Origin of the sequence: Streptomyces sp. SudanB25_2051, assembly GCF_964272635.1 — a bacterium.
Taxonomy (GTDB): Bacteria; Actinomycetota; Actinomycetes; order Streptomycetales; family Streptomycetaceae; genus Streptomyces.
This window is the reverse complement of record NZ_OZ186787.1, coordinates 1,392,359-1,417,253: the sequence shown is the minus strand read 5'-3', so window position 1 is coordinate 1,417,253 and position 24,895 is coordinate 1,392,359. Positions and strand designations below refer to the sequence as shown.

The 24,895-nt window shown below is 75.3% G+C and carries 19 protein-coding genes and 3 pseudogenes; 15 read left to right on the top strand and 7 right to left on the bottom strand.

Annotated elements, in window-relative coordinates; genetic code table 11:
* The first annotated feature begins 169 nt into the window (after positions 1–169).
* The 3 genes from ACSUPT_RS06290 (at position 170) to ACSUPT_RS06280 (ending at position 2,246) form a co-directional block, all read left to right on the top strand.
* A complete protein-coding gene (locus ACSUPT_RS06290) occupies positions 170–1,111 on the top strand; it encodes a PAC2 family protein (RefSeq protein ID WP_351967441.1) in 942 nt (313 codons plus the stop codon).
* A gap of 104 nt (positions 1,112–1,215) precedes the next feature.
* Positions 1,216–1,827, top strand: coding sequence for a dephospho-CoA kinase (coaE, locus tag ACSUPT_RS06285; RefSeq protein ID WP_351967442.1), 612 nt, complete (start codon positions 1,216–1,218; stop codon positions 1,825–1,827).
* A 50-nt stretch (positions 1,828–1,877) separates the two neighbouring features.
* The gene (locus ACSUPT_RS06280) at positions 1,878–2,246 is read left to right on the top strand and encodes a tetratricopeptide repeat protein (protein WP_361657643.1); all 369 of its coding nucleotides are present in this window, start codon (positions 1,878–1,880) and stop codon (positions 2,244–2,246) included.
* A 95-nt stretch (positions 2,247–2,341) separates the two neighbouring features.
* Here the strand turns inward: ACSUPT_RS06280 and ACSUPT_RS06275 are convergent, their stop codons facing one another.
* Entirely contained in the window at positions 2,342–2,662 is a 321-nt protein-coding gene (locus ACSUPT_RS06275) for a DUF6343 family protein (protein ID WP_351967444.1), read from the bottom strand.
* A 273-nt stretch (positions 2,663–2,935) separates the two neighbouring features.
* Between ACSUPT_RS06275 and ACSUPT_RS06270 the strand changes: the two genes are divergently transcribed.
* From ACSUPT_RS06270 to ACSUPT_RS06255, 4 genes are all read left to right on the top strand, one after another.
* Positions 2,936–5,848 carry a DEAD/DEAH box helicase gene (locus ACSUPT_RS06270; RefSeq protein WP_436943640.1) on the top strand — a complete coding sequence of 971 codons (2,913 nt, stop codon included), beginning with the start codon at positions 2,936–2,938 and terminating at the stop codon, positions 5,846–5,848.
* The gene (locus tag ACSUPT_RS06265) at positions 5,845–7,230 is read left to right on the top strand and encodes an SWIM zinc finger family protein (protein WP_436943639.1); all 1,386 of its coding nucleotides are present in this window, start codon (positions 5,845–5,847) and stop codon (positions 7,228–7,230) included. Before ACSUPT_RS06270 ends, ACSUPT_RS06265 begins: the two co-directional genes overlap by 4 nt.
* 54 nt (positions 7,231–7,284) lie before the next feature.
* Positions 7,285–7,728 carry a hypothetical protein gene (locus ACSUPT_RS06260; protein WP_436943638.1) on the top strand — a complete coding sequence of 148 codons (444 nt, stop codon included), beginning with the start codon at positions 7,285–7,287 and terminating at the stop codon, positions 7,726–7,728.
* A gap of 181 nt (positions 7,729–7,909) precedes the next feature.
* Positions 7,910–8,686, top strand: a complete 777-nt coding sequence (locus ACSUPT_RS06255) for a chaplin (protein WP_436943637.1) — start codon at positions 7,910–7,912, stop codon at positions 8,684–8,686.
* Here ACSUPT_RS06255 and ACSUPT_RS06250 read toward each other — a convergent pair.
* Together ACSUPT_RS06250 and ACSUPT_RS06245 are read right to left on the bottom strand one after the other, a co-directional pair.
* On the bottom strand, positions 8,650–9,375 hold the full coding sequence (locus tag ACSUPT_RS06250; protein ID WP_436943636.1) for a DUF2293 domain-containing protein: 726 nt from the start codon (positions 9,373–9,375) through the stop codon (positions 8,650–8,652). The genes ACSUPT_RS06255 and ACSUPT_RS06250 overlap by 37 nt on opposite strands.
* A 75-nt stretch (positions 9,376–9,450) precedes the next feature.
* Entirely contained in the window at positions 9,451–10,662 is a 1,212-nt protein-coding gene (locus ACSUPT_RS06245) for a pyridoxal phosphate-dependent aminotransferase (RefSeq protein ID WP_436943634.1), read from the bottom strand.
* Between the two features lie 84 nt (positions 10,663–10,746).
* Here ACSUPT_RS06245 and ACSUPT_RS06240 point away from each other — a divergent pair, with 84 nt between their 5' ends.
* Positions 10,747–11,415: a winged helix-turn-helix transcriptional regulator gene (locus ACSUPT_RS06240; protein WP_351967451.1), complete on the top strand. Its 669-nt coding sequence runs from the start codon at positions 10,747–10,749 to the stop codon at positions 11,413–11,415.
* 200 nt (positions 11,416–11,615) lie between these two features.
* A complete protein-coding gene (locus tag ACSUPT_RS06235; RefSeq protein WP_351967452.1) occupies positions 11,616–12,251 on the top strand; it encodes a uridine kinase in 636 nt (211 codons plus the stop codon).
* A 107-nt stretch (positions 12,252–12,358) separates the two neighbouring features.
* Here ACSUPT_RS06235 and ACSUPT_RS06230 read toward each other — a convergent pair whose 3' ends face one another.
* Positions 12,359–13,249 (bottom strand): carbohydrate kinase family protein, encoded by an 891-nt coding sequence (locus ACSUPT_RS06230; protein WP_436943632.1) that lies wholly within the window; start codon positions 13,247–13,249, stop codon positions 12,359–12,361.
* A 179-nt stretch (positions 13,250–13,428) separates the two neighbouring features.
* Positions 13,429–14,337 (bottom strand): annotated as a pseudogene (locus ACSUPT_RS06225) (pseudouridine-5'-phosphate glycosidase); the annotation flags it as partial.
* A gap of 75 nt (positions 14,338–14,412) precedes the next feature.
* Between ACSUPT_RS06225 and ACSUPT_RS06220 the strand changes: the two are divergent.
* Positions 14,413–15,198, top strand: a complete 786-nt coding sequence (locus ACSUPT_RS06220; RefSeq protein ID WP_436943631.1) for a class I SAM-dependent methyltransferase — start codon at positions 14,413–14,415, stop codon at positions 15,196–15,198.
* 82 nt (positions 15,199–15,280) lie between these two features.
* On the opposite strand, the gene ACSUPT_RS06215 is transcribed toward ACSUPT_RS06220, so the two are convergent.
* Positions 15,281–15,835, bottom strand: coding sequence for a methylated-DNA--[protein]-cysteine S-methyltransferase (locus tag ACSUPT_RS06215; RefSeq protein WP_351967455.1), 555 nt, complete (start codon positions 15,833–15,835; stop codon positions 15,281–15,283).
* A 148-nt stretch (positions 15,836–15,983) separates the two neighbouring features.
* Here ACSUPT_RS06215 and ACSUPT_RS06210 point away from each other — a divergent pair, with 148 nt between their 5' ends.
* The 5 genes and pseudogenes from ACSUPT_RS06210 to ACSUPT_RS06190 all read left to right on the top strand — a co-directional run bounded on the left by ACSUPT_RS06210 (position 15,984) and on the right by ACSUPT_RS06190 (position 23,416).
* On the top strand, positions 15,984–16,940 hold the full coding sequence (locus tag ACSUPT_RS06210; RefSeq protein ID WP_399217399.1) for an MHYT domain-containing protein: 957 nt from the start codon (positions 15,984–15,986) through the stop codon (positions 16,938–16,940).
* 95 nt (positions 16,941–17,035) lie between these two features.
* Positions 17,036–19,198 (top strand): excinuclease ABC subunit UvrB, encoded by a 2,163-nt coding sequence (uvrB, locus tag ACSUPT_RS06205; protein ID WP_436943630.1) that lies wholly within the window; start codon positions 17,036–17,038, stop codon positions 19,196–19,198.
* A 198-nt stretch (positions 19,199–19,396) separates the two neighbouring features.
* Positions 19,397–19,975, top strand: a complete 579-nt coding sequence (locus ACSUPT_RS06200; protein WP_351968497.1) for a TerD family protein — start codon at positions 19,397–19,399, stop codon at positions 19,973–19,975.
* 174 nt (positions 19,976–20,149) lie between these two features.
* A pseudogene (locus ACSUPT_RS06195) lies at positions 20,150–22,154 on the top strand (TerD family protein).
* 272 nt (positions 22,155–22,426) lie between these two features.
* The gene (locus ACSUPT_RS06190; RefSeq protein WP_351968495.1) at positions 22,427–23,416 is read left to right on the top strand and encodes a TerC family protein; all 990 of its coding nucleotides are present in this window, start codon (positions 22,427–22,429) and stop codon (positions 23,414–23,416) included.
* 67 nt (positions 23,417–23,483) lie between these two features.
* Here the strand turns inward: ACSUPT_RS06190 and ACSUPT_RS06185 are convergent.
* Positions 23,484–24,777 (bottom strand): annotated as a pseudogene (locus ACSUPT_RS06185) (MFS transporter).
* Positions 24,778–24,895: the final 118 nt, after the last annotated feature.

Below are 24,895 nucleotides of genomic sequence, written 5' to 3'. Positions count from 1 at the left end.
GGCCCGCCCCCAGCAGGGGGCGGGCCTCGGTGCGTTCCGGACAGCGCGCCGCCTGCCGCCGTCGCCGTTCCGGCCAAAGGTCCCGAACCGGCCCTGACACGGGCCCGGGCGGGAATGCCCGCGGGCCGTGGCACGTTGTTCCGGGGGAACACGAGGAGGAGCGGTAATCGTGCTTGATCCGCAGGACTTGTACGCATGGGAGCCGAAGGGCCTGGCAGTCGCCGACATGGCGCTGAGCCAGGAATCGGCCGGCCTGATCATGCTCTATCACTTCGACGGATACATCGACGCGGGAGAGACCGGCGAGCAGATCGTCGACGGCCTCCTGGAGTCCCTCCCGCACCAGGTCGTGGCCCGCTTCGACCACGACCGCCTGGTCGACTACCGGGCCCGCCGCCCGCTGCTCACCTTCCGACGCGACCGCTGGACCGCCTACGACACCCCGGCCATCGAGCTGAGGATCGTCCAGGACGCCACCGGCGCGCCGTTCCTGCTGCTGTCCGGGCCCGAGCCCGACGTCGAGTGGGAGCGCTTCGCCGCCGCCGTGCGGCAGATCGTGGAGCGGCTCGGCGTGCGCCTCTCCGTCAACTTCCACGGCATCCCCATGGGCGTCCCGCACACCCGCCCCGTCGGCCTCACCCCGCACGGCAACCGCGCCGACCTCGTACCGGGCCACCGCACCTCGTTCGACGAGGCGCAGGTCCCCGGCAGCGCCGTCGCCCTGGTCGAGTACCGGCTGATCGAGGCGGGGCACGACGTGCTGGGCGTCGCCGCGCACGTCCCGCACTACGTCGCCCGCTCCACCTACCCCGACGCGGCGCTCACCGCCCTCGAGGCGATCACGGCCGCGACGGGCCTGGTCCTGCCGACCGTCGCGCACCAGCTGCGCACCGCCGCGCAGCGCACCCAGACCGAGATCGAGCGCCAGATCGGCGAAGGCGACGAGGAGCTGGTCGCCCTGGTCAAGGGCCTGGAGCACCAGTACGACGCGCTGGCGGGCGTGGAGACCCGCGGCAGCCTCGTCGCCGAGCCCGTGGACCTGCCGTCCGCCGACGAGATCGGCCGGGAGTTCGAGCGGTTCCTGGCCGAGCGCGAGGGCGACACGCCCTAGCGGACCGACACCGGCCGCCGTACCGGGGGCGCCCGGTCGGCGGCCCCGGCGGCCGCACCGGGCCGGTCGGCGGCCGCCACGGTCGAGCCCCTAAGCTTCCGCACATGCTGACCGTAGGCCTGACCGGCGGAATCGGCGCCGGCAAAAGCGAGGTCTCCCGCCTCCTCGTCTCGTACGGCGCCGTCCTCGTCGACGCCGACAGGATCGCCCGCGAGGTGGTCGAGCCCGGCACGCCCGGGCTCGCCGCCGTCGTCGAGGCGTTCGGCCCCGACATCCTCACCGCGGAGGGCGCCCTGGACCGTCCCAGGCTCGGGTCCGTCGTCTTCGCCGACCCCGAGCGCCTCGCCGTCCTCAACGGCATCGTCCACCCCCTCGTCCGCGCCCGCTCCGAGGAGCTCCAGGCCGCCGCCGCGCCCGACGCCGTCGTCGTCCACGACGTGCCGCTGCTCACCGAGAACGGCCTCGCCCCGCTCTACGACGTCATCGTGGTCGTGGAGGCGTCCACCGGGACCCGGCTCGAACGGCTCGTACGCCTCCGCGGCATGACCGAGTCCGAGGCCCGCGCCCGCATGGCGGCCCAGGCCACCCCCGAGCAGCGCCGCGCAATCGCCGACTACGTCATCGACAACGACGGCCCCCTCGACGCCCTGGAAGCCCAGGTCCGGAAGGTCTGGGAGGAGCTGGCGGCCCGCGCCGCCCGCACGCCCGCGGAATAGGCCGCCCGCGGGGAATGTTGAACGGCCGCAGCAACGGGAAGGATGCGACCGTGCCCGACAGCAACCCGGAAACCCATGTCATCGACTACCGGGCGGCCGAGCAACTGCTCGCCGCACGGGACCCGCGCGGTGCCGTCAAGCTGCTCGACTCGGTGATCGCCGCCCATCCGGAGAACACCGCCGCACGCCTCCTGCGCGCCCGCGCGTTCTTCGCCGCCGCCCAGCTGCGCCCCGCCGAGCTCGAGTTCGAGCTGGTCCTGGAGCGCGAGCCGGACAACGCCTACGCGCACTTCGGGCTGGCCCGCACCCTCCAGCGGGCCGGCCGCCCCCAGCACGCCAGGCGCCACTTCCGGCTGGCCGCCGCCCTCGACCCGAAGCCCGAGTACGTGGAGGCGGCCCGCTTCGACGCCCCGGAGTGACGCCCCGGCGGTGAGCCCCGGGCGGGACACCTGACGGGAACGCCCGTCCCCGGCCGGCGCCGTGCGACCGGCCGGGTCTCCCGTGGTCCGGCGCGCTACCGCAGGCGCTTGCGGCCCGTGGGCGGGCCGCCGCGCCACCGTCCGGGGCGTCCGGATCCGCCGGGGCGGTAGGGCTCGTACGGGGGGATGTCGCGGCCCGGCTGGTAGCGGGGGCCCTGCCGCATATGGCGCACGATCATCGCCACGTCGACGGCCACCACCAGCAGCAGCACCCCGCAGGCGACCGCCCAGCCCGTGCGGCCCGCCCACGCGAACGCGACGGTCCCGGCGAGGGCCCACAGCAGGCCCCACACCCCGAGGCCCAGCCGCAGCCGCAGCGGGCTCCGTGCGGTGACCGGTTCGTTTCCACTGCGCATGGTCATCGTTCTCCCGACTCATGGGTACCCGGGAACCGCCTCCCGACCCCGCAGGACCGGCGAACCGCCCCGGTCCCTGGAGCGACGGACCACCACCCCGGCCCCGGAGCGGTGCACCGCCCGGCCGCGGTGGAGCCCCGGCCGACCCGGGCGCGACGCCCCCCGGACCGCGGGCCACGCGGGCGCCAGGGCCCGTTGTCAGACCCCCGCCGTAAGGTCGGTGATGCACAGGACCCGACCGCCGGGGGACACGTCAGGGGAGGTGACCGGCTCATGAGCGACGACACGCCGCGTGCGCGCGCCCCGCACGGCTGCGCCGCCGTGTTCCTGCCCGCCGCCCTGCCCCGCGACGGCCGCGTCGCCTTCTGGTCCCCGGACGGCTCCCCGCTGCCGGCCGCCCCACCGCCCGCCCAGGCGGCCCCGCCCGAGCCCGCCCCGGCTCCGAGGCCTGGCGTGCCCGCCCCGGCTCCGAGGCCCGGCGTGCCCGTCCCGCCGTGGGAGGCCGGCACGCTCACCGTCGTACGGCCCCACGGCGACGGCGTCCGCAGCCGCCGGGTTCCCGCGCTGCTGCTGCCCGTCGCCGACGCCCTGCCGCTGCTGGCCGCCGCCCGCCACGACCCGCACGCCCATCCCGCCACCGCCTGCTGGGGCGCGGCGGCGCTGCACGGACTGCACCTCGTCGCCCGTGGCCGCCTGCTGCCCGGCCTGACCGCAGACGACCTCGACGCGTGGCGGGCCGGCCCGCTGGACGCCGACGACATCGCCCACCTGCGGGCCGTCGCCGCCGCCATGCCGTACGAGGCGCACGCCGTGCCCGTCGAGGGCCGCAAGCCGCTCCGGTTGCCGGAGCCCGAGGCGCTCGTGCGTGCCTTCCTCGACGCCGTGGCCGACAGCCTGCCGCGCAGCCCCGCGGCCGCGTTCGCCGCCGGGGCGCCGTTCGCCGCGCGGGAGCCGCAGCGGCTGCCCCACGCGCGCGCGTGGGCCGCCGAGGCCGCCGCCGGCATGGACGCGGGCGTCCGCGTCTCGCTGCGCCTCGACCTCTCCTCGTACGAGCTGTTCGACACGGCCCCCGAGGGCGGTGACGAGCGGCGGGCCGCCGCCGCGGTCGTCCAGGTGCACAGCCTCGCCGACCCCGCCCTCGTCCTCGACGCCGCCGACGTGTGGGCGGGCGACGGGGACCGGCACCTCGGGCCCCGCGCGCGTGTGGACGCCGTCCTCGCCCTGCGCCGCGCCGCCCGCGTCTGGGCGCCGCTCGGCCGGCTCCTGGAGCGCTCCGTGCCCGACGTCCTCGCCCTCACCGAGGACGAGCTGTACGAGCTGCTCGGCCCCGCCGCCGCCCGCCTCGACGCGGCCGGCGTCACCGTGCACTGGCCGCGCGAGCTGGCCCGCTCCCTCACGGCAGCCGCCGTCGTCCGGCCCGCGCCCGGCTCCGCCACGGACGGCACGGCCTTCTTCGACAGCGCCGGCCTGCTCCGCTTCGACTGGCAGCTCGCCCTCGACGGAGACCCGCTGACCGAGCGGGAGATGGACGCCCTCGCGGAAGCCCACCGCCCCGTCGTGCGGCTCCGCGACCGCTGGGTCGTCGTCGACCCCGCCCTCGTCCGCAAGGCCCGCAAGCGGCAGCTCGGCCTGCTGGAGCCGGTCGACGCGCTCGCCGCCGCCCTCACCGGCACGGCGGAGGTCGACGGCGAGACCGTTCCCGCCGTCCCCGTCGGCGCGCTCGCCGCCCTGCGCGACCGGCTCACCGCAGGGCCCGCCCCCGCCCAGCCGCCGCCCGGCCTCGCCGCGACCCTGCGCGACTACCAGCTGCGCGGACTGGCCTGGCTCGACCTGATGACCTCCCTCGGCCTCGGCGGCTGCCTCGCCGACGACATGGGCCTCGGCAAGACCGTCACGCTCATCGCCCTCCACCTGCGCCGCGCCCGCGAGGAGCCGACCCTCGTCGTCTGCCCCGCCTCCCTCCTCGGCAACTGGCAGCGCGAGATCCGCCGCTTCGCGCCGGGAGTGCCCGTCCGCCGCTTCCACGGCGCCGCCCGCACCCTCGACGGCGTCGAGGGCGGGTTCGTCCTCACCACGTACGGCACGATGCGCACCAGCGCCGCCCGGCTCGCCGCCCAGCCCTGGGGCATGGTCGTCGCGGACGAGGCCCAGCACGTGAAGAACCCGTTCTCCGCCACGGCGAAGGCGCTGCGGACCATCCCCGCACCCGCGCGCGTGGCGCTCACCGGCACGCCCGTCGAGAACAACCTCTCCGAGCTGTGGGCCCTCCTCGACTGGACCACGCCAGGGCTCCTCGGCCCGCTCAAGGCGTTCCGCGCCCGGCACGCCCGCGCCGTCGAGAACAGCGAGGAGATCGAGAACGAGGAGGCCGTCGAGCGGCTCGCCCGGCTCGTCCGCCCGTTCCTGCTGCGCCGGCGCAAGTCCGACCCAGGCATCGTCCCCGAGCTGCCGCCCAAGACCGAGTCCGACCACCCTGTGCCCCTCACCCGCGAGCAGGCGTCCCTCTACGAGGCCGTCGTCCGCGAGACCATGTCCGCCATCGAGGACTCGCGGGGGATGGCCCGCCGCGGCCTGATCATGAAGCTGCTCACCTCGCTCAAGCAGATCTGCAACCACCCGGCGCAGTACCTGAAGGAGGACACGCACCGGCTCGCCGGCCGCTCCGGGAAGCTCGCCCTCCTCGACGAGCTGCTGGACACGATCCTCAGCGAGGACGGCTCCGTCCTGGTCTTCACCCAGTACGTGTCGATGGCCCGGCTGCTCACCGCCCATCTCGCGGCCCGCGCCATCCCCTCCCAGCTGCTGCACGGCGGCACGCCGGTGGCGGAGCGCGAGCGGATGGTCGACCGCTTCCAGTCCGGCGGCGTTCCCGTCTTCGTCCTGTCCCTGAAGGCCGCCGGGACGGGCCTCAACCTCACCCGCGCCGGACACGTCGTCCACTACGACCGCTGGTGGAACCCGGCCGTCGAGGAGCAGGCGACCGACCGCGCCTACCGCATCGGCCAGACCCAGCCCGTCCAGGTGCACCGGCTCGTCGCCGAGGGCACCGTGGAGGACCGCATCGCCGAACTCCTCACCGCCAAGAAGGCCCTGGCCGACGCCGTCCTCGGCTCCGGCGAGGCCGCGCTCACCGAGTTGACCGACCGCGAACTGGCGGACCTCGTGTCCCTGAGGAGGCCGTCGTGACACCCCGCCGGCCCGGCCCCACCCCGTCCGGCGCCGACCGGCCGGTCCCACGGGGCCTCACCCCGCCCGGCACGGACCGGCCGCGCCCGGCCCGCGAGGACCGGGCCGCCGCACGCCGCGCCGCCGGGGGCCGCGCCCGCGTCGCGCCGCCCGTCCACGACGACCGGCGCCGCACCTTCCCGCGGCTCACGTCCGTCAGCGGCGGGGACGGACGGTTCGCCGCCACCTGGTGGGGCAACGCCTGGGTGTCCGCCCTGGAGGAGACCGCCCTCGACCCGGCCCGCCTCGCCCGGGGCCGCGCCTACGCCGACCGGGGCCTCGTGGACGCCATCACCGTCACGCCCGGCCGCGTCACCGCCTACGTCCACGGCAGCCGCGCCCGTCCCTACCGCACGCAGATCCGCCTCCAGGTGCTCGGCGACGACGACTGGGAGGCGTTCCTCGACGCCGCCGCGGCCCGCCCCGAACACATGGCCGCCCTGCTCGACAAGGACGTCCCGCAGGCGCTGGCCGACCTCACCGACCTCCTCCCGCACGCCGGGGACCTGATCCCCGACTGCTCCTGCCCCGACGACGGCTACCCCTGCAAGCACGCGGCCGCCCTGTGCTACCAGGCCGCGCGCCTCCTCGACGAGGACCCGTTCACGCTGTTCCTGATGCGCGGCCGGGGCGAGCAGGAGATCCTCGCCGCGCTCGGCCACCGCAGCGCCGCCGCATCCGCCGCCGAGGCCGGCACCGCCGCGCCCCCGCCCGCCGCCACCGTCCCCGCCCGCGAAGCCGTCACGGCGGCGCGGCCCGCCGCCCTGCCCCCGCCGCTGCCGGCCCCGGCCCACCCCGGCCGCCCGCCCGCCTTCCCCGAGGCGCCCGGCGCGCCCGACCCGCTCGCCCTGGAGCTCCTCGCCACCGAGGCCGCGGCCCGCGCGCACGCCCACCTGATCACAGGACACGACCCGGTCGCGGGCCTCACCCCCTGGCAGGACGCCGTGCGGCTGGCCGCCGCCCACCCCGGTTCGGGCCTCACCGCCACCACGCGCGCCCTGTACCGGGACATCGCCGCCGCCGTGGACCGCACCCCCGCCGACCTGGCGCGCGCCGTCGCAGCCTGGCGGCAGGGCGGACCGGCCGGGCTCGCCGTGCTGGAGGAGGCGTGGGACCCGCCCGCCGGGCCCTTCGACCGGGCCAGGCCCTCCCTCATCGCCGCCGACTTCCCGCACTTCCGGCCGTGGCGCAACCGCCTCTCCACCCCCACGCTCCAGCTCCGCTACGGCCGCGACGGCCTCTGGTACGGCTACGAGTCCGACGCCGGCCGCGAGGACTGGTGGCCGCGCGGCACCCCGGACCCGGACCCGGTCGGGGCGCTCGCCGGACTGCTCGGGACGTGAGCGCTACGCTGCAAGCCTGTTGGTTCGACCGTCGGTCAACCCCAAGGGGGAACTGTGGAAGCGGAGTTGGTGACGCTGGCGTCGGCGGGGGCGGCGGCCCTCGTCCAGCACATGGTCGGTGACGCGTGGGAGCAGGTCCGGGGGCGGGTCGCCGCGTTCTTCGCCCGCAGGTCCGGCCAGGACGTCGCGGTGATCGACGGTGAGCTGGACGAGGCCAGGGCCGACCTCGTGGACGCCGAGCGGTCCGGCGACGAGGAGGCCAGGAGCGAGGCGCTCGCCGAGTGGCGCAGCCGCATGCGCCGCGCCCTGCGCAACGACCCGGAGGCCGCGGCGGAGCTGAGAGGCCTGCTGGACGAGTTGGAGGGTACGGCGGGGGAGGCGCCCCGCCAGGTCGTGGAGACCCACAACTCGATGAGCCACAGCACCGTCAACGGCGGCACGGTCATCCAGACCGGCACGATCGGGACCTTCAACAACGGGGGCGGGCAGAGCGCCTGACCCGGCGGCGCCCCGGCGCTCCTCACCCCGGCAGCGCGGGGAGCGCCGAGGCGCCGTGAAGCCCGTTTCAAACGTCCCTCGATGGAGTGAATGAGGGGCGTGCCGTAGCCCTTCCGGGTGCCGGGCGCGTTAACCGGAGTGCGGGCGAGTGCCCGCGAGGAACTCCGGAAGGCAGGAAGCCATGAGGCACAGTCGCCGAAATGGTCTGGTCATTCTGATGGCCACGAGCGGCGCGCTCGCGCTGGCCGCCGGCTCGGCGCAGGCCGACGCCGGCGCGTCCGGCGCGGCGGTCGGCTCGCCCGGGCTGATCTCGGGCAACGGGGTGCAGCTGCCGGTGCACGTCCCCGTCAACATCTGCGGGAACACGGTGAACGTGGTCGGCCTGCTCAACCCCGCGTTCGGCAACGGCTGCGCGAACAAGGGCGGCGGCGCGCACGGCTCCCACAAGGACAAGCCGGGCACGCACCACGGCTCCGACCACGGAGGCAAGGGCGGCCACAATGGCGGCAAGGACCAGGGCGGGCACGGCAGCGGCAACGGCGGCGGCGCGACCGCGGACGGCGCCGCCGTCGGCTCACCGGGCGTGATCTCCGGAAACGGCGTCCAGCTTCCCGTCGACCTGCCGGTCAACGTCTCGGGGAACTCCGTCAACGTCGTCGGCATCGGCAACCCGGTCTTCGGCAACACCTCCACCAACGGCGGCGCCAAGCCGCCCACCCAGACCACCCCGCCGAAGCCCGCCAAGCCCGCCAAGCCGGTCACGCCCCCGGAGGACGACGAGCCGGCCGAGCCGTCGGCGCCCAAGCCCGCCGACGAGGCGCCCGCTCCGGCGGACGTCCCGGCGCTCGCCGTCACCGGCACCGGCGACCTCCTCGGCATCGGCCTGCCGGCCGCCGGCCTGGTCCTCGCGGGGGCGCTGCTCTACCGCCGCTCCCGACTGTCGGCCGCCCGGGCCTGACCCTCCTCGGCGGGGTGTCCGGCCTCGCCACCGGGACGCCAGGAAGCGAGCACGGCCTCGACCGCCGGCCCCACCCGGAGCCGGGCCTGGTGGCGCGGCACCCCGCTCAGCAGCAGCGCGTCGTACGGGGTGTCCCGGTGCCGCACCGACGCCCGTACGGCCGCCGTCACCGCGCCCTCGTCCAGGGCGCGCCCGGCCGCCGTACGACCCACGCGTCCGCTGCCGCGCACCGAGGCGTGCGCGGCGATCTCGGCGGCCCGGTCGGCCGGGCATCCCGGGAACAGCCGCCGTATCTCCGCCTCCAGCGCCGCGGTGAAGCGGGCGTCCTCCGCCGCGCGGCGCTCCGCGTCCCTGGCCCTGCGCCGGGCCCGCGCCTCGGCGTCGGCCCGGCACGCCGCCTCCGCGCGGGCCAGCGCCGCCCGCTCCACGAGGATGCCGAGCCGCTCGTACCGGGTGCGGCGCCGGTCGTGCCGTACGACCACCGCCCACAGGCCGCTCGCCTCCCGGGAGCGCCGGGTGAGCGCCGTGTCGCCGCGCGGCAGGTACACCAGATGGGCGAGGTCCGCGCAGCGCAGGCAGAGCGGCGCGGAATCCTCCAGCACCATCCGCGGCAGCGGCCCACCGCGGCACCGCGAGCAGCGGGCGCGCGGGCGGCGCGGCTCCACCACGACGACCGGGTCACGCGACACGGCGCACCTCCCCCGGGGAAGCCGTACGACGCAGAGGTCATCCCCGCCCCGGCCCCACCCCGAAACCGCCCCGTCCTACTGCCGGTAGCCGCTGAGGAAGCGGCCGATCCGGCTGATCGCCGCGTCCAGGTCGTCGGCGTACGGCAGCGTCAGGATGCGGAAGTGGTCGGGGCGCGGCCAGTTGAAGCCCGTGCCCTGCACCACCTGGATCTTCTCCCGCAGCAGCAGGTCCAGGACGAACTTCTCGTCGTCGTGGATCGGGTGCACCTTCGGGTCGAGGCGCGGGAACGCGTACAGCGCCCCGCGCGGCTTCACACAGGACACGCCGGGGATCTCGTTGAGCTTCTCCCACGCGCGGTCGCGCTGCTCGTACAGCCTGCCGCCCGGCGCCGTCAGCTCCTTGATGGACTGCCGGCCGCCCAGCGCCGCCTGGATCGCGTACTGCGCCGGGGCGTTGGGGCACAGCCGCATGGAGGCGAGCATCGTCAGCCCCTCCAGGTAGTCCTTGGCGTGCTGGCGCGGCCCGCTGACGACCAGCCAGCCCGAGCGGAAACCGGCCACGCGGTACGTCTTCGACAGGCCCCCGAAGGTGAGGACGACCAGGTCCGGGGCGAGGGCGCCGGCCGGGTGGTGCACGGCGTCGTCGTAGACGATCTGGTCGTAGATCTCGTCGGCGAAGACCATCAGCTGGTGGCGGCGCGCCAGGTCGAGGATGCCTTCGACCACCTCGCGCGGATAGACCGCGCCGGTGGGGTTGTTGGGGTTGATGATGACCACGGCGCGCGTACGGTCGGTGATCTTCGCGGCCATGTCGTCGAGGTCCGGGTACCAGTCGGACGACTCGTCGCACAGATAGTGCACGGGCCGCCCGCCGGCGAGGGTGGTGACCGCCGTCCAGAGCGGGAAGTCCGGCGCGGGGATGAGCACTTCGTCACCGTCCTCGACCAGTGCCTGGACCGCCATGGTGACCAGTTCGGAGACACCGTTGCCGAGGTACACGTCGTCGACGTCGACCCCGGTGAGCCCCATGGCCTGATAGCGCTGGGCGACGGCGCGCCGCGCCGAGAGGATGCCGCGCGAGTCGGTGTAGCCGTGGGCCCGGGGCAGCATCCGGATCATGTCCAGGACGATCTCCTCCGGCGCCTCGAACCCGAACAGCGCGGGGTTGCCGGTGTTGAGGCGCAGGACGCTGTGGCCCGCCTCCTCCAGCGCGTTGGCGTGCTCGATCACCGGGCCGCGGATCTCGTAGCAGACCTCGCTCAGCTTGCTCGACTGCCGGAACTCCATACGGCGACCTCCACGGAAACGGTGTTGCTTGGTTTTACCAAGTGCAAGCTTGGAAAGTCCAACAAGACGTCTAGACTGCGTCGCATGCCACGTCCGAGCACGCGTTCCTCCGACCGCCGCCGCAGCTACGACCAGTACTGCGCCGCCGCCCGCGCCCTCGACGCCGCGGGCGACCGCTGGACCCTGCTGATCGTCCGCGAACTTTTGGCGGGCCCCCGCCGGTACACCGACCTCCACGCCGACCTGCCGGGCGTCAGCACCGACATGCTCGCCACCCGCCTGAAGGACATGGAGCGCGACGGCCTCGCCACCCGCCGCCGGCTGCCGCCCCCCTCGCCCGCGTACGTGTACGAGCTCACCGACCGGGGCCGCGCGCTGCTGCCCGTCCTGCGCGCCCTCGCACGCTGGGGCGCCCCCGCCCTGGACACGCCGCGCCCCACGGACGCCGTGCGGGCCCACTGGTTCGCGGTGCCCCTGCTCGACGCGCTGGAGGCGGCGGGGGAGCCGGGGACGGTGGAGGTCCGCCTGGACGAGGGCGTGTTCCATGTGCGCCTGGGCGACGGGGAGGGCTCCGCGTACGGGGACGGCCCGGCCGAGGCGCCGGACGCCCGGATCCACATGGACGCCGAGACCTGCGCGGCGGTGGCCGCCGGCACGCTGACCCTCGCCGCCGGGGTGAAGGCGGGGCGCGTGGACGTGGCGGGGGAGAGCGCGCTGGCGGCAGCGCTCCGGGACGAGACGGCACGCGGCTGAGGCGGACGGCCTCCGGGGGCATGTGACGGCGGCCGGCCTGCCCCGCCCCGCCCCGTCAGGGACGCCGCCGTCGAGCGGGCCGGGGCGGGGCCACCCGGACTCTGGACAGGCGGGGGCGCTGCGGGGTCCGGGACGGGCGGGTCGCTGCGGTGCGGGGCCGGCCCGGCACGGTCCTCGGGCCGGCTTGGCAGGATGGGGGCGTGCGACTGGAACCGATCACCTGGGAACGGCTGACCGACGCGCTCGCCGCGCACCTGGACGGCCTGCGCCCCGCCGACGGAGGCCCCTGGCTGAAGGTCGCGCTCGACGGCGCCCCCGCCGCGCGCCCCGGCGACCTGGCGGAGAGCGTGGCACGGGAGCTGCGGCTGCGCGGGCGGGACGTGATCGTGGTCGGCACGTCGGGGTTCCTGCGGCCCGCGTCGCTGCGGTTCGAGTACGGCAAGGAGGACCCGGACGCGTACTACAGCGGCTGGTTCGACACGGGCGCGCTGTGGCGGGAGGTGTTCGGGCCGCTGGAGCCGGGCGGCACCGGGCGCGTGCTGCCCGACCTGTGGGACCCGGCCACCGACCGCGCGACGCGCAGCCCGTACCGGCGGCTCGCGCCCGGCGGGGTCCTGCTCCTGCACGGCCCGTTCCTGCTCGGGCACTGGTTCCCGTTCGACCTGACCGTCCATCTGCGCCTGTCGCCGGCCGCGCTCGCCCGCCGCACGCCCGAGCGCTGGACGCTCCCGGCCTTCGAGCGGTACGAGACGGAGGTCGCCCCGGCGGACACGGCTGACGTGGTCGTACGCGCCGACGACCCCCGCCACCCGGCCTGGACCCCGCTTCCCCGCTGACCGCCCACCGGGCCTCCACCCGGCACCCGCGCGGCGCCCCGCCCCACCGACACCACCGCCCCGCCTGACCGCCCGGCACCGGCCCCGCACGCCCGCGCACCACCCCGCTACTCCGGTCGGCCGCCCACCACCCCCACCGCGTCGGCGCCCGCCCGGCAGCCGGCCTCCGCGGCCTCCGCCGCCGTCGCACCGGCCAGGCGGGCCGCCAGGAACGCACCGGCGAACGCGTCGCCCGCGCCCGTCGTGTCGACCGGCCGCATCCGGCGGGCCCGCACCCGCGCGACCACCTCACCGGCCTCGGCGACCAGCGCGCCCCGCGCCCCGAGGGTCACCGCCACCAGCCGGTGCCGGCGGCTCAGCGCGGCGGCCGCCGCCTCCGGAGAGGCCAGCCCCGTCAGCAGCGCGGCCTCGTCGGCGTTCGGGAACAGCACGTCCGCCCCGGCCACCGCGTCCAGGAACCGGTCCACGCCCAGCTCCCCGACGAAGCCCGTGGACGCCGGGTCCACACTCACCGGAACGCCCCGCTCCCGCGCGTCCGCCATGGCGAGCGCCGCCGTCGCCCGGCTCGTCGCGGCGAAGAACAGATAGCCCGACAGGTGCAGCAGGCCCACCCCGTCCAGCAGCCGCGCCGACCAGTCGCCGGGCGACAGCCGCAGCACCGCCCCGCTGTCCGTGAGGAACGTCCGCTCACCGCCGGCCCGCCCGTCCACCAGGGCCACCACCGTCCCGGTGGCCGCCTCCGCGTCCCGGACGAGCAGCGGACGCACCCCGGCCCGCCGCAGGGCCTCCTCGTGCCAGTCGGCCTCACCCGCGCCGACCCGGCCCAGCAGCCGTACGTCGGGGCAGCCGGAACGCGCCGCCCAGCAGGCCGCGTTCGCCGCCGCCCCACCCGGCAGGATCCGGATCAGGGCGGCGGTGTCCGTGCCGGGCGCGAGCGGCTTCGCGTGCCGGGCCACCACATCGGTGACCACGTCCCCCACCAGCAGCAGCCCGGTCACGGCGCCCCGACCACCCCGCCTGCCCCGGCGCCGCCCACGGCTCCACCGCCCACGGCTCCACCGCCCACGGCTCCACCGCCCGCCGCGAAGCCGCCCGCCGGGAAGCCGCCCGCCGACAGCCCGCCCGCGGAGAGGCCGCCCGCTCCAGGGCCCCCGTCCGGCCCGCCGTCACCCTCCGCGGCCCACGCCGCGGCGATGCGCGCCGCCAGCCGTACATTGCCGCGCACGGCCGCGAGGTTGGCCTCCAGCGAGGCGCCGTCCGTGTGCCGCATCAGGTACTCCAGCAGGAACGGCGTCACCGCCTGCCCCGTGATGCCCCGCTCACGGCACTCCGCGAGACCCTCCGCGAGCACCCGGTCGTGCAGCGCCGGGTCCAGCTGCTCGTCCTCGGGCACCGGGTTCGCGACGATCAGCGCCGCCTCCGGGCCGCCGAGCGCGTCGCCCGCCCGCATGACCGCCGCCACCTCCTCGGGCGACCCCACGCTCCAGTCGACCGGCTCCCCCGACGAGGCGAGGTAGAAGCCGGGGAAGCGGTCCGTCCCGTACCCGACCACGCCGACGCCCAGCGTCTCCAGGCGCTGGAGCGTCGCGGGGACGTCCAGGATCGACTTCACCCCCGCGCAGACCACCGTGATCCGTGTCCGCGCCAGCAGCCGCAGGTCCGCCGACTCGTCCTGGGTGCGCACCCACTCGCGGTGCACCCCGCCGAGCCCGCCCGTCGCGAAGACCCGCAGACCCGCCCGCGCCGCCAGGAACGCCGTGGCCGACACGGTCGTCGCCCCGCTGGCGCCCGCGGCGACCGCCGGAGCCAGGTCGCGGTGGCCGAGCTTGCGCACCGAGTCGTCCCCGGCGACCCGCTCCAGGCCAGCCTTGTCCAGGCCGATCCGCGGCACCCCGTCCAGTACGGCGATCGTGGCCGGGACGGCGCCCCCGGCCCGTACGAGCGCCTCCAGCTCCACGGCGACGGCCAGATTGCGCGGGCGCGGCAGCCCGTGCGCGATGATCGTCGACTCCAGGGCGACCACCGGGCGGCGCGCGTCGAGCGCCTCCCGTACCTCTTCCGACAACACCACTTCGGTCAGGGACATGACCCATCCCTGGCGCGCCGGCCACACCCCCAAACATCCCCGCCCCCGACCTCCCCCTCCTCGTACGCTGCCCCCATGCGCACCCCCACGGCCCGGTACTTCTACGACGACCTGGCAGCCGACTACGACCTGCTGTACGCGGACTGGGACGCGAGCGTCGCCCGGCAGGGCACGGCCCTCGACGACCGCGTGACCCGCGCGCTCGGCCCCGGCACGTACGACGTGCTGGACTGCGCGTGCGGCATCGGCACCCAGGCGCTCGGCCTCGCCGCCCTCGGCCACCGGGTCACCGGTACGGACCTGAGCCCCGTCGCCGCCGCCCGCGCCGCCCGCGAGGCCGCCGCCCGAGGGGTCCCGCTCGCCGTGGCCGCCGCCGACATGCGCGCCCTGCCGCTGCGGGACGGCGCCTTCGACGTGGTCGTGTGCGCCGACAACTCGCTGCCGCATCTGCTGACCGCCGACGACGTCCGCACCGCCCTGGCCGGGATGCGCCGTGTGCTGCGCCCCGGCGGACTGCTGGTCCTCACCACCCGCCCGTACGACGAACTGCGCCGCGAACGCCCCCTCACCACCGCGCCCACCGTGCGCACCGGCCCCGAGGGGCGTGTCATCAGCTTCCAGCTGTGGCACTGGCACGACGACGGCGAGCGCTACGACCTGGAGCTGTTCCAGGTGCGGCCCGACACGGGAGAGGGCGCCGCCCCGGAACGCTGGACCACCACCGTGCGCCGCGCCACCTACTGGGCGCTCACCCGGCGGCAGCTGGCCGGGCTCGCCGCGGAGGCGGGCTTCCACTCCACGCAGTGGCACGACCCGGACAGCACCGGCTACTTCCAGCCGCTGCTGACCGCCCGCGCCTGACCGCCCGGGCCCCGCCCGCCGGTCCGCGCCTGACCGGCCCCGCCCCGCACGCGGCTCGCAGGACAGCAGGCCCGTACGGCCCTCAGAACAGCGGCTCGGGAAGCACACCCTCCAGCACCAGCAGCCGCCGCTTGGTCTCCAGACCGCCGCCGAACCCGCCGAGCCCGCCGTCCGCCTCCACCACGCGGTGGCACGGTACGACGACCGGCAGCGGATTGGCGCCCATCGCCGCGCCCACCGCCTGGGCCGCGCCCGGCTGCCCCACGCGGGCGGCCAGCTCGCCGTACCCGACCAGCGTCCCGTACGGCACCCCGGTGGCCAGCTCGCGCAGCACCTGCCGGTTGAACCCGCTGGTCAGCGACCAGTCCAAGGGCAGCCGGAACTCCCGCAGACGCCCCGCGAAGTACGCCTCCAACATCCGTATCGGCTCGGCGAGACGCCCCGCGGCCGTCTCCACCGGCTCCGCGCCGAGCCGTGCCGCGATCCGGCCGGGCGCCTCCCGCCGGACGTCCTCGCCCGCGTGGAAGACGACACCGGCCAGCCCGTCGGCGGTGGCCGCCAGCAGCAGCGGCCCGATGCCGCTGCCGACGACCGCCCACTCCACGGTCCGCTCCCCGCCCCGCACACTGCTGTCCATACCGCCACGCTACGCGCCGCCACTGACAGCGCACCGATCCGGCCACCGCCGCCCTGCCGGGCCGCCCGCCCGAAGGGGCGCCCGGCCGGTGCACTACCCTCCACGGTCAGGTTCGCGGCGAACACCGAGGGGTGAGGGGCACACGGGTATGCGGGGCACAGTCGACGGATTCAGCCACGGGCTGGTCACGCCCGTGGCGGCCTACCTCATGGCCTGCCTGGGCGGCGCGCTCGGCCTGCGCTGCACCACCAGATCCCTGCGCACCCCCGCCGCCCCCCGCCCCGGCTGGCTCGCCCTGGGCGCCGCCTCCATCGGCGCCGGCATATGGACCATGCACTTCATCGCCATGACGGGCTTCCGGATCGAGGGCGTGGCGATCGGCTACGACCTGCCCGTCACCTTCGCCAGCCTCGCCGTCGCGATCGTCATGGTCGGCGTCGGGATCTTCCTGGTCGGGCTGCGCGGCCGCACGGCGATGGCCCTCGTCACCGGCGGCACGATCACCGGGCTCGGCATCGCCACCATGCACTACCTCGGCATGGCGGGCATGCGCCTGCCGGGCCGCATCGCCTACGACACGCTCACCGTCTCCCTCTCCGTGGCGATCGCCGTCGTGGCGGCGACCGCGGCGCTGTGGGCGGCCGTCAGCGTGCGCGGGTTCGCGGCGAGCGTCGGCGCCAGCCTCGTCCTGGGCCTCGCCGTGACCGGGATGCACTACACGGGCATGGCCGCCGCCACCGTCCACCTCCACGACACCGCCGCCGGCCGGGCCGGCAGGGTGGACGCGGTCGACGCGCGGGCCGCCGCCGATGCCGTGGACGCGGTGGGCACGGAAGCCGCGAACGCCGTGGGCGGCGCGCTCGACGCGGCCGTGACGGCGGGCGGCGGTACGGACACGGAGCTGGTCCCGCTGCTCGTCGGACCGGCCGCGTTCCTGCTGCTGGCCGGTTTCGTCGTGCTGTTCGACCCGGCTCTGGTCGGGGGCGACGGGCCGGGCCGCGGCCCGGCCGACCCGCGCACGCAGCCGCCCGGCATCCCCGCCCCGCGCGCGAAGCGCCCCGGTACGCCCGTCCCGCGCCCCGGCGACCGCCGCGCCGGACACTGAACCCCGGCCCCGGCCGACGGCCCGGGGCGTCCCGCGGGCCGGGGCCGCCGGGCGATCGGCGCCCGACTGTCAGTGGCGGGTCGTACGGTGGACTCATGCGGCCCGTAACCCAGATCGAACGCTCGGTGGCGCCCTTCGAGGTCGTCAGCCCGTACCAGCCCAGCGGTGACCAGCCCACGGCCATCGCCGACCTCGAACGGCGCGTCCGCGCCGGTGAGAAGGACGTCGTCCTGCTCGGCGCGACCGGCACGGGCAAGTCGGCCACCACGGCCTGGATGATCGAGCGGCTCCAGCGGCCCACGCTCGTCATGGCGCCGAACAAGACGCTGGCCGCGCAGCTGGCGAACGAGTTCCGCGAGCTCCTGCCGAACAACGCCGTCGAGTACTTCGTCTCGTACTACGACTACTACCAGCCCGAGGCGTACGTCCCGCAGTCGGACACCTACATCGAGAAGGACTCCTCGATCAACGAGGAGGTGGAGCGCCTGCGCCACTCCGCGACGAACTCCCTGCTGACCCGGCGCGACGTGGTCGTCGTCGCCTCCGTCTCCTGCATCTACGGCCTCGGCACGCCCCAGGAGTACGTCGACCGGATGGTCTCCCTCAAGGTCGGCGACGAGATCGACCGGGACGACCTGCTGCGCCGCTTCGTCGACATCCAGTACACGCGCAACGACCTCGCCTTCACCCGCGGCACCTTCCGGGTGCGCGGCGACACCATCGAGATCTTCCCCGTGTACGAGGAGCTCGCCGTCCGCATCGAGATGTTCGGCGACGAGATCGAGGCCCTCTCCACGCTCCACCCGCTCACCGGCGAGGTCATCAGCGACGACCAGCAGCTGTACGTCTTCCCCGCCAGCCACTACGTGGCGGGCCCCGAGCGCATGGAGCGCGCCGTCACCGGCATCGAGCGCGAGCTGGAGCAGCGCCTCGCCGAGCTGGAGAAGCAGGGCAAGCTGCTGGAGGCCCAGCGGCTGCGCATGCGCACCACGTACGACATCGAGATGATGCGCCAGATCGGCTCCTGCTCCGGCATCGAGAACTACTCGCTCCACTTCGACCAGCGCGAGCCCGGCTCCCCGCCGAACACCCTCCTCGACTACTTCCCCGAGGGCTTCCTGCTGGTCATCGACGAGTCGCATGTCACCGTCCCGCAGATCGGCGCCATGTACGAGGGCGACGCCTCCCGCAAGCGCACCCTCGTCGACCACGGCTTCCGGCTGCCGTCCGCACTGGACAACCGGCCGCTGAAGTGGGAGGAGTTCCAGGAGCGCATCGGCCAGACCGTCTACCTGTCGGCCACGCCCGGCGCGTACGAGCTGTCCCGCTCCGACGGGTTCGTCGAGCAGATCATCCGCCCCACCGGCCTGGTCGACCCGGAGGTCGTCGTCAAGCCCACCGAGGGGCAGATCGACGACCTGGTCCACGAGATCCGCCTCCGCACCGAGCGCGACGAGCGCGTCCTCGTCACCACGCTCACCAAGAAGATGGCCGAGGACCTCACCGACTACTTCCTGGAGCTCGGCATCCAGGTCCGCTACCTCCACAGCGACGTGGACACGCTGCGCCGTATCGAGCTGCTGCGCGAGCTGCGCTCCGGCGAGTACGACGTGCTGGTCGGCATCAACCTCCTGCGCGAGGGCCTCGACCTGCCGGAGGTGTCGCTGGTCGCCATCCTCGACGCGGACAAGCAGGGCTTCCTGCGGTCCGGCACGTCGCTGATCCAGACCATCGGCCGCGCCGCCCGCAATGTGTCCGGCCAGGTCCACATGTACGCGGACACGATCACCCCCGCGATGGCGCAGGCCATCGACGAGACCAACCGCCGCCGCGAGAAGCAGATCGCCTACAACAAGGCCCACGGCATCGACCCGCAGCCGCTCCGCAAGAAGATCAACGACATCGTCGCCACCATCGCGCGCGAGGAGGTCGACACCGAGCAGCTGCTCGGCACGGGCTACCGGCAGTCGAAGGACGGCAAGGGCGCCAAGACGCCCGTCCCGACCCTGGGGACGGCCGCGAAGGCCGCCAAGGACGGCGGCAAGGCCGCGAAGCCCGCCAAGGGCAAGGCGGCCCGCACGGGCGCCGTCACCAGCGACCGGCCCGCCGCCGAACTCGCCGGGATCATCGAGGAGATGACCGAGCGGATGCGGGCCGCCGCCGCGGACCTCCAGTTCGAGGTGGCCGCACGGCTCCGCGACGAGGTCAGCGAACTGAAGAAGGAGCTGCGCCAGATGCGGGAGGCGGGCATCTCCTGAACGGCCGCGCCCCGCCGCCGGCGGGGCGCGCCACCGCCGCGGGCGCGGCCCGACGCGCCGCGCCCGCCCGCTGTGTTGCAACACCGATACAAAGTGGGACCGCCCTCCTGGCGTCCCCACGACCCCGCATAGGGTGCTGGCAACCGCACCCCACACCACAGGGCGGCCGCGGGGAACGCTACAGAGAGGGGACAGGGCGTGTCGGTCAACTTGACCAAGGGTCAGGCCATCAGCCTGCAGAAGAGCGACGGGGGGACCCTGACGGCGGTGCGGATGGGGCTCGGCTGGCAGGCGGCGCCGCGCCGCGGTCTGTTCGGCTCGCGCACCCGGGAGATCGACCTCGACGCGTCGGCGGTGCTGTTCGCCGGCAAGCAGCCCGTCGACGTCGTCTTCTTCCGCCACCTGGTGAGCGACGACGGCTCGGTCCGCCACACCGGTGACAACCTGGTCGGCGGCGCCGGCCAGGGCGGCGACGACGAGGCGGTCCTCGTGGACCTCCAGCGCGTACCGGTCCACATCGACCAGATCGTCTTCACGGTGAACTCCTTCACCGGCCAGACGTTCCAGGAGGTGCAGAACGCGTTCTGCCGCCTCGTCGACGAGACCAACGGCCAGGAGCTCGCCCGCTACACCCTGAACGGCGGCGGCCAGTACACCGCCCAGATCATGGCCAAGGTGCACCGCACCGGCGACGGCTGGACCATGACCGCCATCGGCGCCCCGTCGAACGGCCGGACGTTCCAGGACCTGATGCCGGCGATCCTGCCGCACCTGTAACCACAGGGCGCAGCCCCGCGGCCGCCGCACTCGCACGGCCGCGGGCGCCCGCAGCCGTACGAACGTACGCACCGCAGCTCCCGGAGGTCCGGCCGCCGGGAGCTGCACGCGTGCGCGACCGCCCGCGCCGCGCACGCACGCCACCAGCCGCAACCACCGAGGGGACGACAGGCGATGACGGCCGAGCTGGTCCGGGGGCAGAACCATCCGCTGCCCGGCACCCGACTGGAGGTCCGGGTGTCGTCCGGGGTGCCGGTGGCCGCGGGGGCCACGCTCTCCGACGCCGACGGGACCGTCCCCGGAGCCGACCGCGTCGCCCACCCCGGCGCGCCGTCGCTGCCCGGCGTCGAGGTCTCCCGGCAGGCCGCCGCACAGCACCGGCTCGCCGTGGACCTGGAGGCGGTCGCCGCCGACGTGCACCGGGTCGCCGTTTGGCTGGCCCTGCCCGAGGGCACGGGCGGCCCCGTCCGCTTCGGCGCGGTCGCCGCGCCGTTCGTCGCGGTCACCGCGCTCGACGGCGCCGAGATCGCCACCTTCACCCTCACCGGACTGGACAGCGAGTTCGCGGTCGTCGCCGTGGAGCTGTACCGGCGGCAGGACACCTGGAAGGTCCGCGCGGTCGGCCAGGGGTACGCGGGCGGCCTCGCCGCCCTCTTCCAGGACCAGGGCGTACCGGGCGCGACCGTGCTCGCCGCGGCGGTGCGGGACGCCGTCGCGAGCGGGCTGGACCGCTCGGTCGCCGCGCCGCCGCCCCGCAGCGAGGACGGCGACCGTTTCCGCCGTACCGCCCCGCCCCTCGCCCCGGCCACCCCGGCAGGCCCCTGCCGCCACTCCGCAGAGCCCCGTCGCCCCGCCGCAGCCCCCGCACGGCCCGGCGCCCGCGTCCGCCGCGACGCCCCCGCCCGCGCCGGACGCCGTCACCACGCCGGGCCCCGGGCCCGCCCCCTCCGGCGGTCCCATCGACTACACGCACCCCCGCCGCCGTACCGCCGCGCCCCCGCCGCCCCCGTCGGCCCCGCCCGCGCAGCCCGGTGCCCCCGCCGCCCCCGTCGCCGGGGACGCCGGCGGCTGGTCCATGGAGGAGCGCCTCTACAACCAGGTCTGGGGCATGTTCGAGGACCTGGCCCGTACGACCGCCGCCTACCGCAGCGCCGTCGACTTCGCCGAGTCCCGGATGGAGCAGGAGCTGGACAGCGCCCTCTCCGACCCGCGCAACCGCATCGGCGCCGCCGGCGACGCGGCCCGCGCCGAGGCCCGCGCCCGCTGCGAGGAGCTGACCGGCCGGGCGAGGGAGGCCCTCGACCGCGACCTCGCCCAGCTCACCGCCGAGTCCGAGGTCGTCGAGCCCGCCCTCCCGGCCGCGTTCGCCCGCTGGGACCACCCCGTGTGGCACGCGTACTCCGTCCCCGCCGAGGCCCCCATGGCCCTGCGCCTGGGCGACCTCCACCTCCCCGAACGGCCCGAGCTGCGCATCCCCATGCTGATCAGGCTGCCCCTGGCGCGCGGCCTGTGGGTGGACAGCGGCCGCCGGAGCTCCGAGCAGGCCCTGATGACCGACGAGGGGCGGCTGCGCCGGCTCGCCCTCGACACGGCCGTCGCCCATGCCGCGCGCCTCATCGCCGTCCACCCGCCCGGCGCATTCACCGTCCAGGTGATCGACCCGGCCGGCTCGGGCGCCGCCGCGTTCGCGCCGCTCACCGCCTCCGGGGTGCTGGCGGAGCCCCCGGCGAGCGGCGCCGGGGGAGTGGCCGCGGTGCTGGCCCGGCTCACCCGGCGCGTGGACCTGGTGCAGATGGCCCTGCGCGGCGGCGCGGGCACCGACGTCCTGCCGCCGGACCTGGACACGGCCGAGCAACTGCTGATCGTCAACGACTTCCCGCACGGCTTCGACGACCGGGCCGTGACCCAGCTGCGGTACCTCGCCGACGAGGGCCCGGCCGTGGGCGTGCACCTGATGATGATCGCCGACCGCGAGGACGCCCGTGCCTACGGGCCGGTGCTCGACCCGCTGTGGCGCTCGCTGCTGCGTGTCACCCCCGTGCCGGACGATCACCTGGCCGACCCGTGGGTGGGGCACGCCTGGACGTACGAGCCGCCGCGGGTACCGGAGGGGAGCCAGGTCCTGCACCAGGTCCTCGCGAGCGTCGCGGAGGCCCGTCGCCGCAGCCGGCGGAGCTGAACGCCGGCCCCCTGCGCGCCCCGATGACCTGCGCGTTTGGGGCGTCCTTTACAAAGCCCTTTACCTCGGCTTGGTGATGCGTGTACGGTTCCTTTACGCGGAGGGGAGTACTCCCACACAGCGGCGTGCCCGTCAGTACGGCCCGGTCGGACGGAGACCGGTCCCGGGGCGCCGGCCCGTAGAGCACCGCCCGGACATCCGCGGGCGCTCGGGTGGAAGAGACCTCCGGCAGCGACGACGCTGATCAGTAGCCGTACGACGCCGGAGGCGCAGTGGACGTTTCAATGAACCTGTGGGTGGTGACCGTTCTCGGTCTCATCGCCCTCATCGCGGTCGACTTCCTCATCGGGCGCAAGCCCCACGATGTGTCGATCAAGGAAGCCGGAATCTGGACGGTCGTCTGGATCGTCCTCGCCGTCCTCTTCGGCATCGGCCTGTGGGTCTTCGGCGACAGCAAGGCGTCCGGGGAGTTCTTCGCCGGCTTCATCACCGAGAAGTCGCTCAGCGTCGACAACCTCTTCGTCTTCGTCCTGATCATGGCGAAGTTCTCCGTGCCGTCCCACCTCCAGCAGCGGGTGCTGCTCGTGGGCGTGCTCATCGCGCTCGTGCTGCGGGCGATCTTCATCGCCGCGGGCGCCGCGATCATCGCCAGCTTCTCGTGGGTCTTCTACATCTTCGGCGCGTTCCTGATCTACACCGCCTGGAAGCTGATCAAGGAAGCCTCCTCCGACGAGCCCGACGAGGAGTACGAGGAGAACCGCCTCCTGAAGTCGATCGAGCAGCGCTTCGGCGTCGCCGACCGCTACCACGGCACGAAGCTGTCGATCCAGGTCGCCGGCAAGCGCGTGCTGACGCCGCTGATGGTGGTCATGCTCGCCATCGGCACCACGGACGTGCTGTTCGCGCTGGACTCGATCCCCGCGATCTTCGGCCTGACCCAGGACCCGTACATCGTCTTCACCGCGAACGCCTTCGCCCTGATGGGTCTGCGGCAGCTGTACTTCCTCATCGGCGGCCTGCTCAAGAAGCTGGTCCACCTGAGCTACGGCCTCTCCGTGATCCTCGGCTTCATCGGCGTCAAGCTGGTCCTGCACGCCCTGCACGAGTCCGGGGTGCACGTCCCGGAGATCTCCATCCCGTTCTCGCTGGCCGTCATCTGCGGTGTCCTGATCGTCACCACGATCACCAGCCTCATCGCCTCGCGCCGCCAGGCCGCGCAGGACGAGGGGACCGAGAAGGACACCGAATCCGCGAAGATCTGACGCCCCCGAGGGCAGCGGCGGCGTCGGCCGGGTCGTCCCACGACCCGGCCGACGCGCGCGTCCGGCCTCACGCCGGCGCCGGTTCCCCCGCGGGGGCGCGCCGTGCCGAGGCCGTTCCCGGCGCCGTCTCGGGCAGCAGCGCGAAGCAGCCGAGGCTCACCACCGCGATTCCCGCCAGATACGCCGCCACCGCCCACGGCGGCCCCGAGCCCCCCGCGGCGGCCGTGGTCGCCACCACCGGCGTCAGCGCCCCGCCCAGCACCCCCGCCAGGTTGTAGCCCACCGCCGCACCCGTGCAGCGCACCCGCGGCTCGTACAGCTCCGGCAGATACGCGCCGACCACCGCGAACATCGTGATGAACCCCAGCAGCGCCACCAGCATCGCCAGGAACATCAAGGCCGGCCGTCCGGTGTGCAGCAGGCCCACCATCGGGAACATCCACAGCGCACACCGCGCACCCCGCCAGACACATCGGCCGCCGCCCGTACCGGTCGCCCAGCACCGCCGCGAACGGCGTCACGGCGCCCTTCACCGCCACCGCCGCCATCACGCAGCCGAGCATCACCGTGCGGCTCACCCCGAGCCGTTCCGTGCCGTACGCGAGCGCCCACGTGGAGACCGCGTAGAACACGGCGTACCCCACCGCCAGCGCACCCGCCGTCAGCAGCAGCAACCGCCACTGCCTGCGCACCACCTCCACCAGCGGGGCGCCCGCCCGCCGTCCCGTCTCCGCCAGCTCCCGGAACTGCGGCGTCTCCGCCAGGGACGACCGCAGCAGCAGTCCGCCCAGCGCCAGCAGCCCCGCCGCCCAGAACGGCACCCGCCACCCCCACGACCGGAACGCCGCGTCGCTCAGCCCGGCGGAGAGCGCCAGCATCACCCCGTTCGCCAGCAGGAACCCCACCGAGGGCCCGATCTGCGGGAAGCTCGCCCACAGCGCGCGCCGCCGCTCCGGGGCGTGCTCCCCGGCCAGCAGGACCGCACCGCCCCACTCGCCGCCGAGCCCCAGCCCCTGGAGGAACCGCAGCACCAGCAGCAGCACGGGCGCCGCCGGGCCGATCACCGCGTACGACGGCACGCACCCCACCGCGACCGTCGCCGCGCCCGTCAGCGCCAGCGACGCGAACATCACCGTCCGGCGCCCCCGCCGGTCACCGACGTGCCCGAAGACCACCGCCCCCAGGGGGCGCGAGACGAACCCCACGGCGAAGGTGCCGAACGCGGCGAGCGTCCCGGCCAGCGGCGAGAAGGTGGGGAAGAACAGCGGTCCCAGGACCAGCGCGGCAGCGGTCCCGTAGACGTAGAAGTCGTAGAACTCGACGGCCGTACCGGCGAGCGACGCGGCCGCGACCCGCCCCATGGAAGGCCCGTCCGCGGACGGGGGCGCGGCGCTGCCGGGCGCGTGCGCGTCAGCGGGGGACGCGTGACCGTCGTCGGAAGAGGTGTGGTGCTGCATGCCGCGCCAACCGTGCGCGGCG

Bases quoted from the DNA above. Each gene is read 5' to 3' on its own strand.
- coaE (WP_351967442.1), top strand. From the start codon at position 1,216: ATGCTGACCGTAGGCCTGACCGGCGGAATCGGCGCCGGCAAAAGCGAG.
- ACSUPT_RS06275 (WP_351967444.1), bottom strand. From the start codon at position 2,662: ATGCGCAGTGGAAACGAACCGGTCACCGCACGGAGCCCGCTGCGGCTG.
- ACSUPT_RS06270 (WP_436943640.1), top strand. From the start codon at position 2,936: ATGAGCGACGACACGCCGCGTGCGCGCGCCCCGCACGGCTGCGCCGCC.
- ACSUPT_RS06255 (WP_436943637.1), top strand. From the start codon at position 7,910: ATGAGGCACAGTCGCCGAAATGGTCTGGTCATTCTGATGGCCACGAGC.
- ACSUPT_RS06245 (WP_436943634.1), bottom strand. From the start codon at position 10,662: ATGGAGTTCCGGCAGTCGAGCAAGCTGAGCGAGGTCTGCTACGAGATC.
- ACSUPT_RS06240 (WP_351967451.1), top strand. From the start codon at position 10,747: ATGCCACGTCCGAGCACGCGTTCCTCCGACCGCCGCCGCAGCTACGAC.
- ACSUPT_RS06220 (WP_436943631.1), top strand. From the start codon at position 14,413: ATGCGCACCCCCACGGCCCGGTACTTCTACGACGACCTGGCAGCCGAC.
- ACSUPT_RS06215 (WP_351967455.1), bottom strand. From the start codon at position 15,835: ATGGACAGCAGTGTGCGGGGCGGGGAGCGGACCGTGGAGTGGGCGGTC.
- ACSUPT_RS06210 (WP_399217399.1), top strand. From the start codon at position 15,984: ATGCGGGGCACAGTCGACGGATTCAGCCACGGGCTGGTCACGCCCGTG.
- uvrB (WP_436943630.1), top strand. From the start codon at position 17,036: ATGCGGCCCGTAACCCAGATCGAACGCTCGGTGGCGCCCTTCGAGGTC.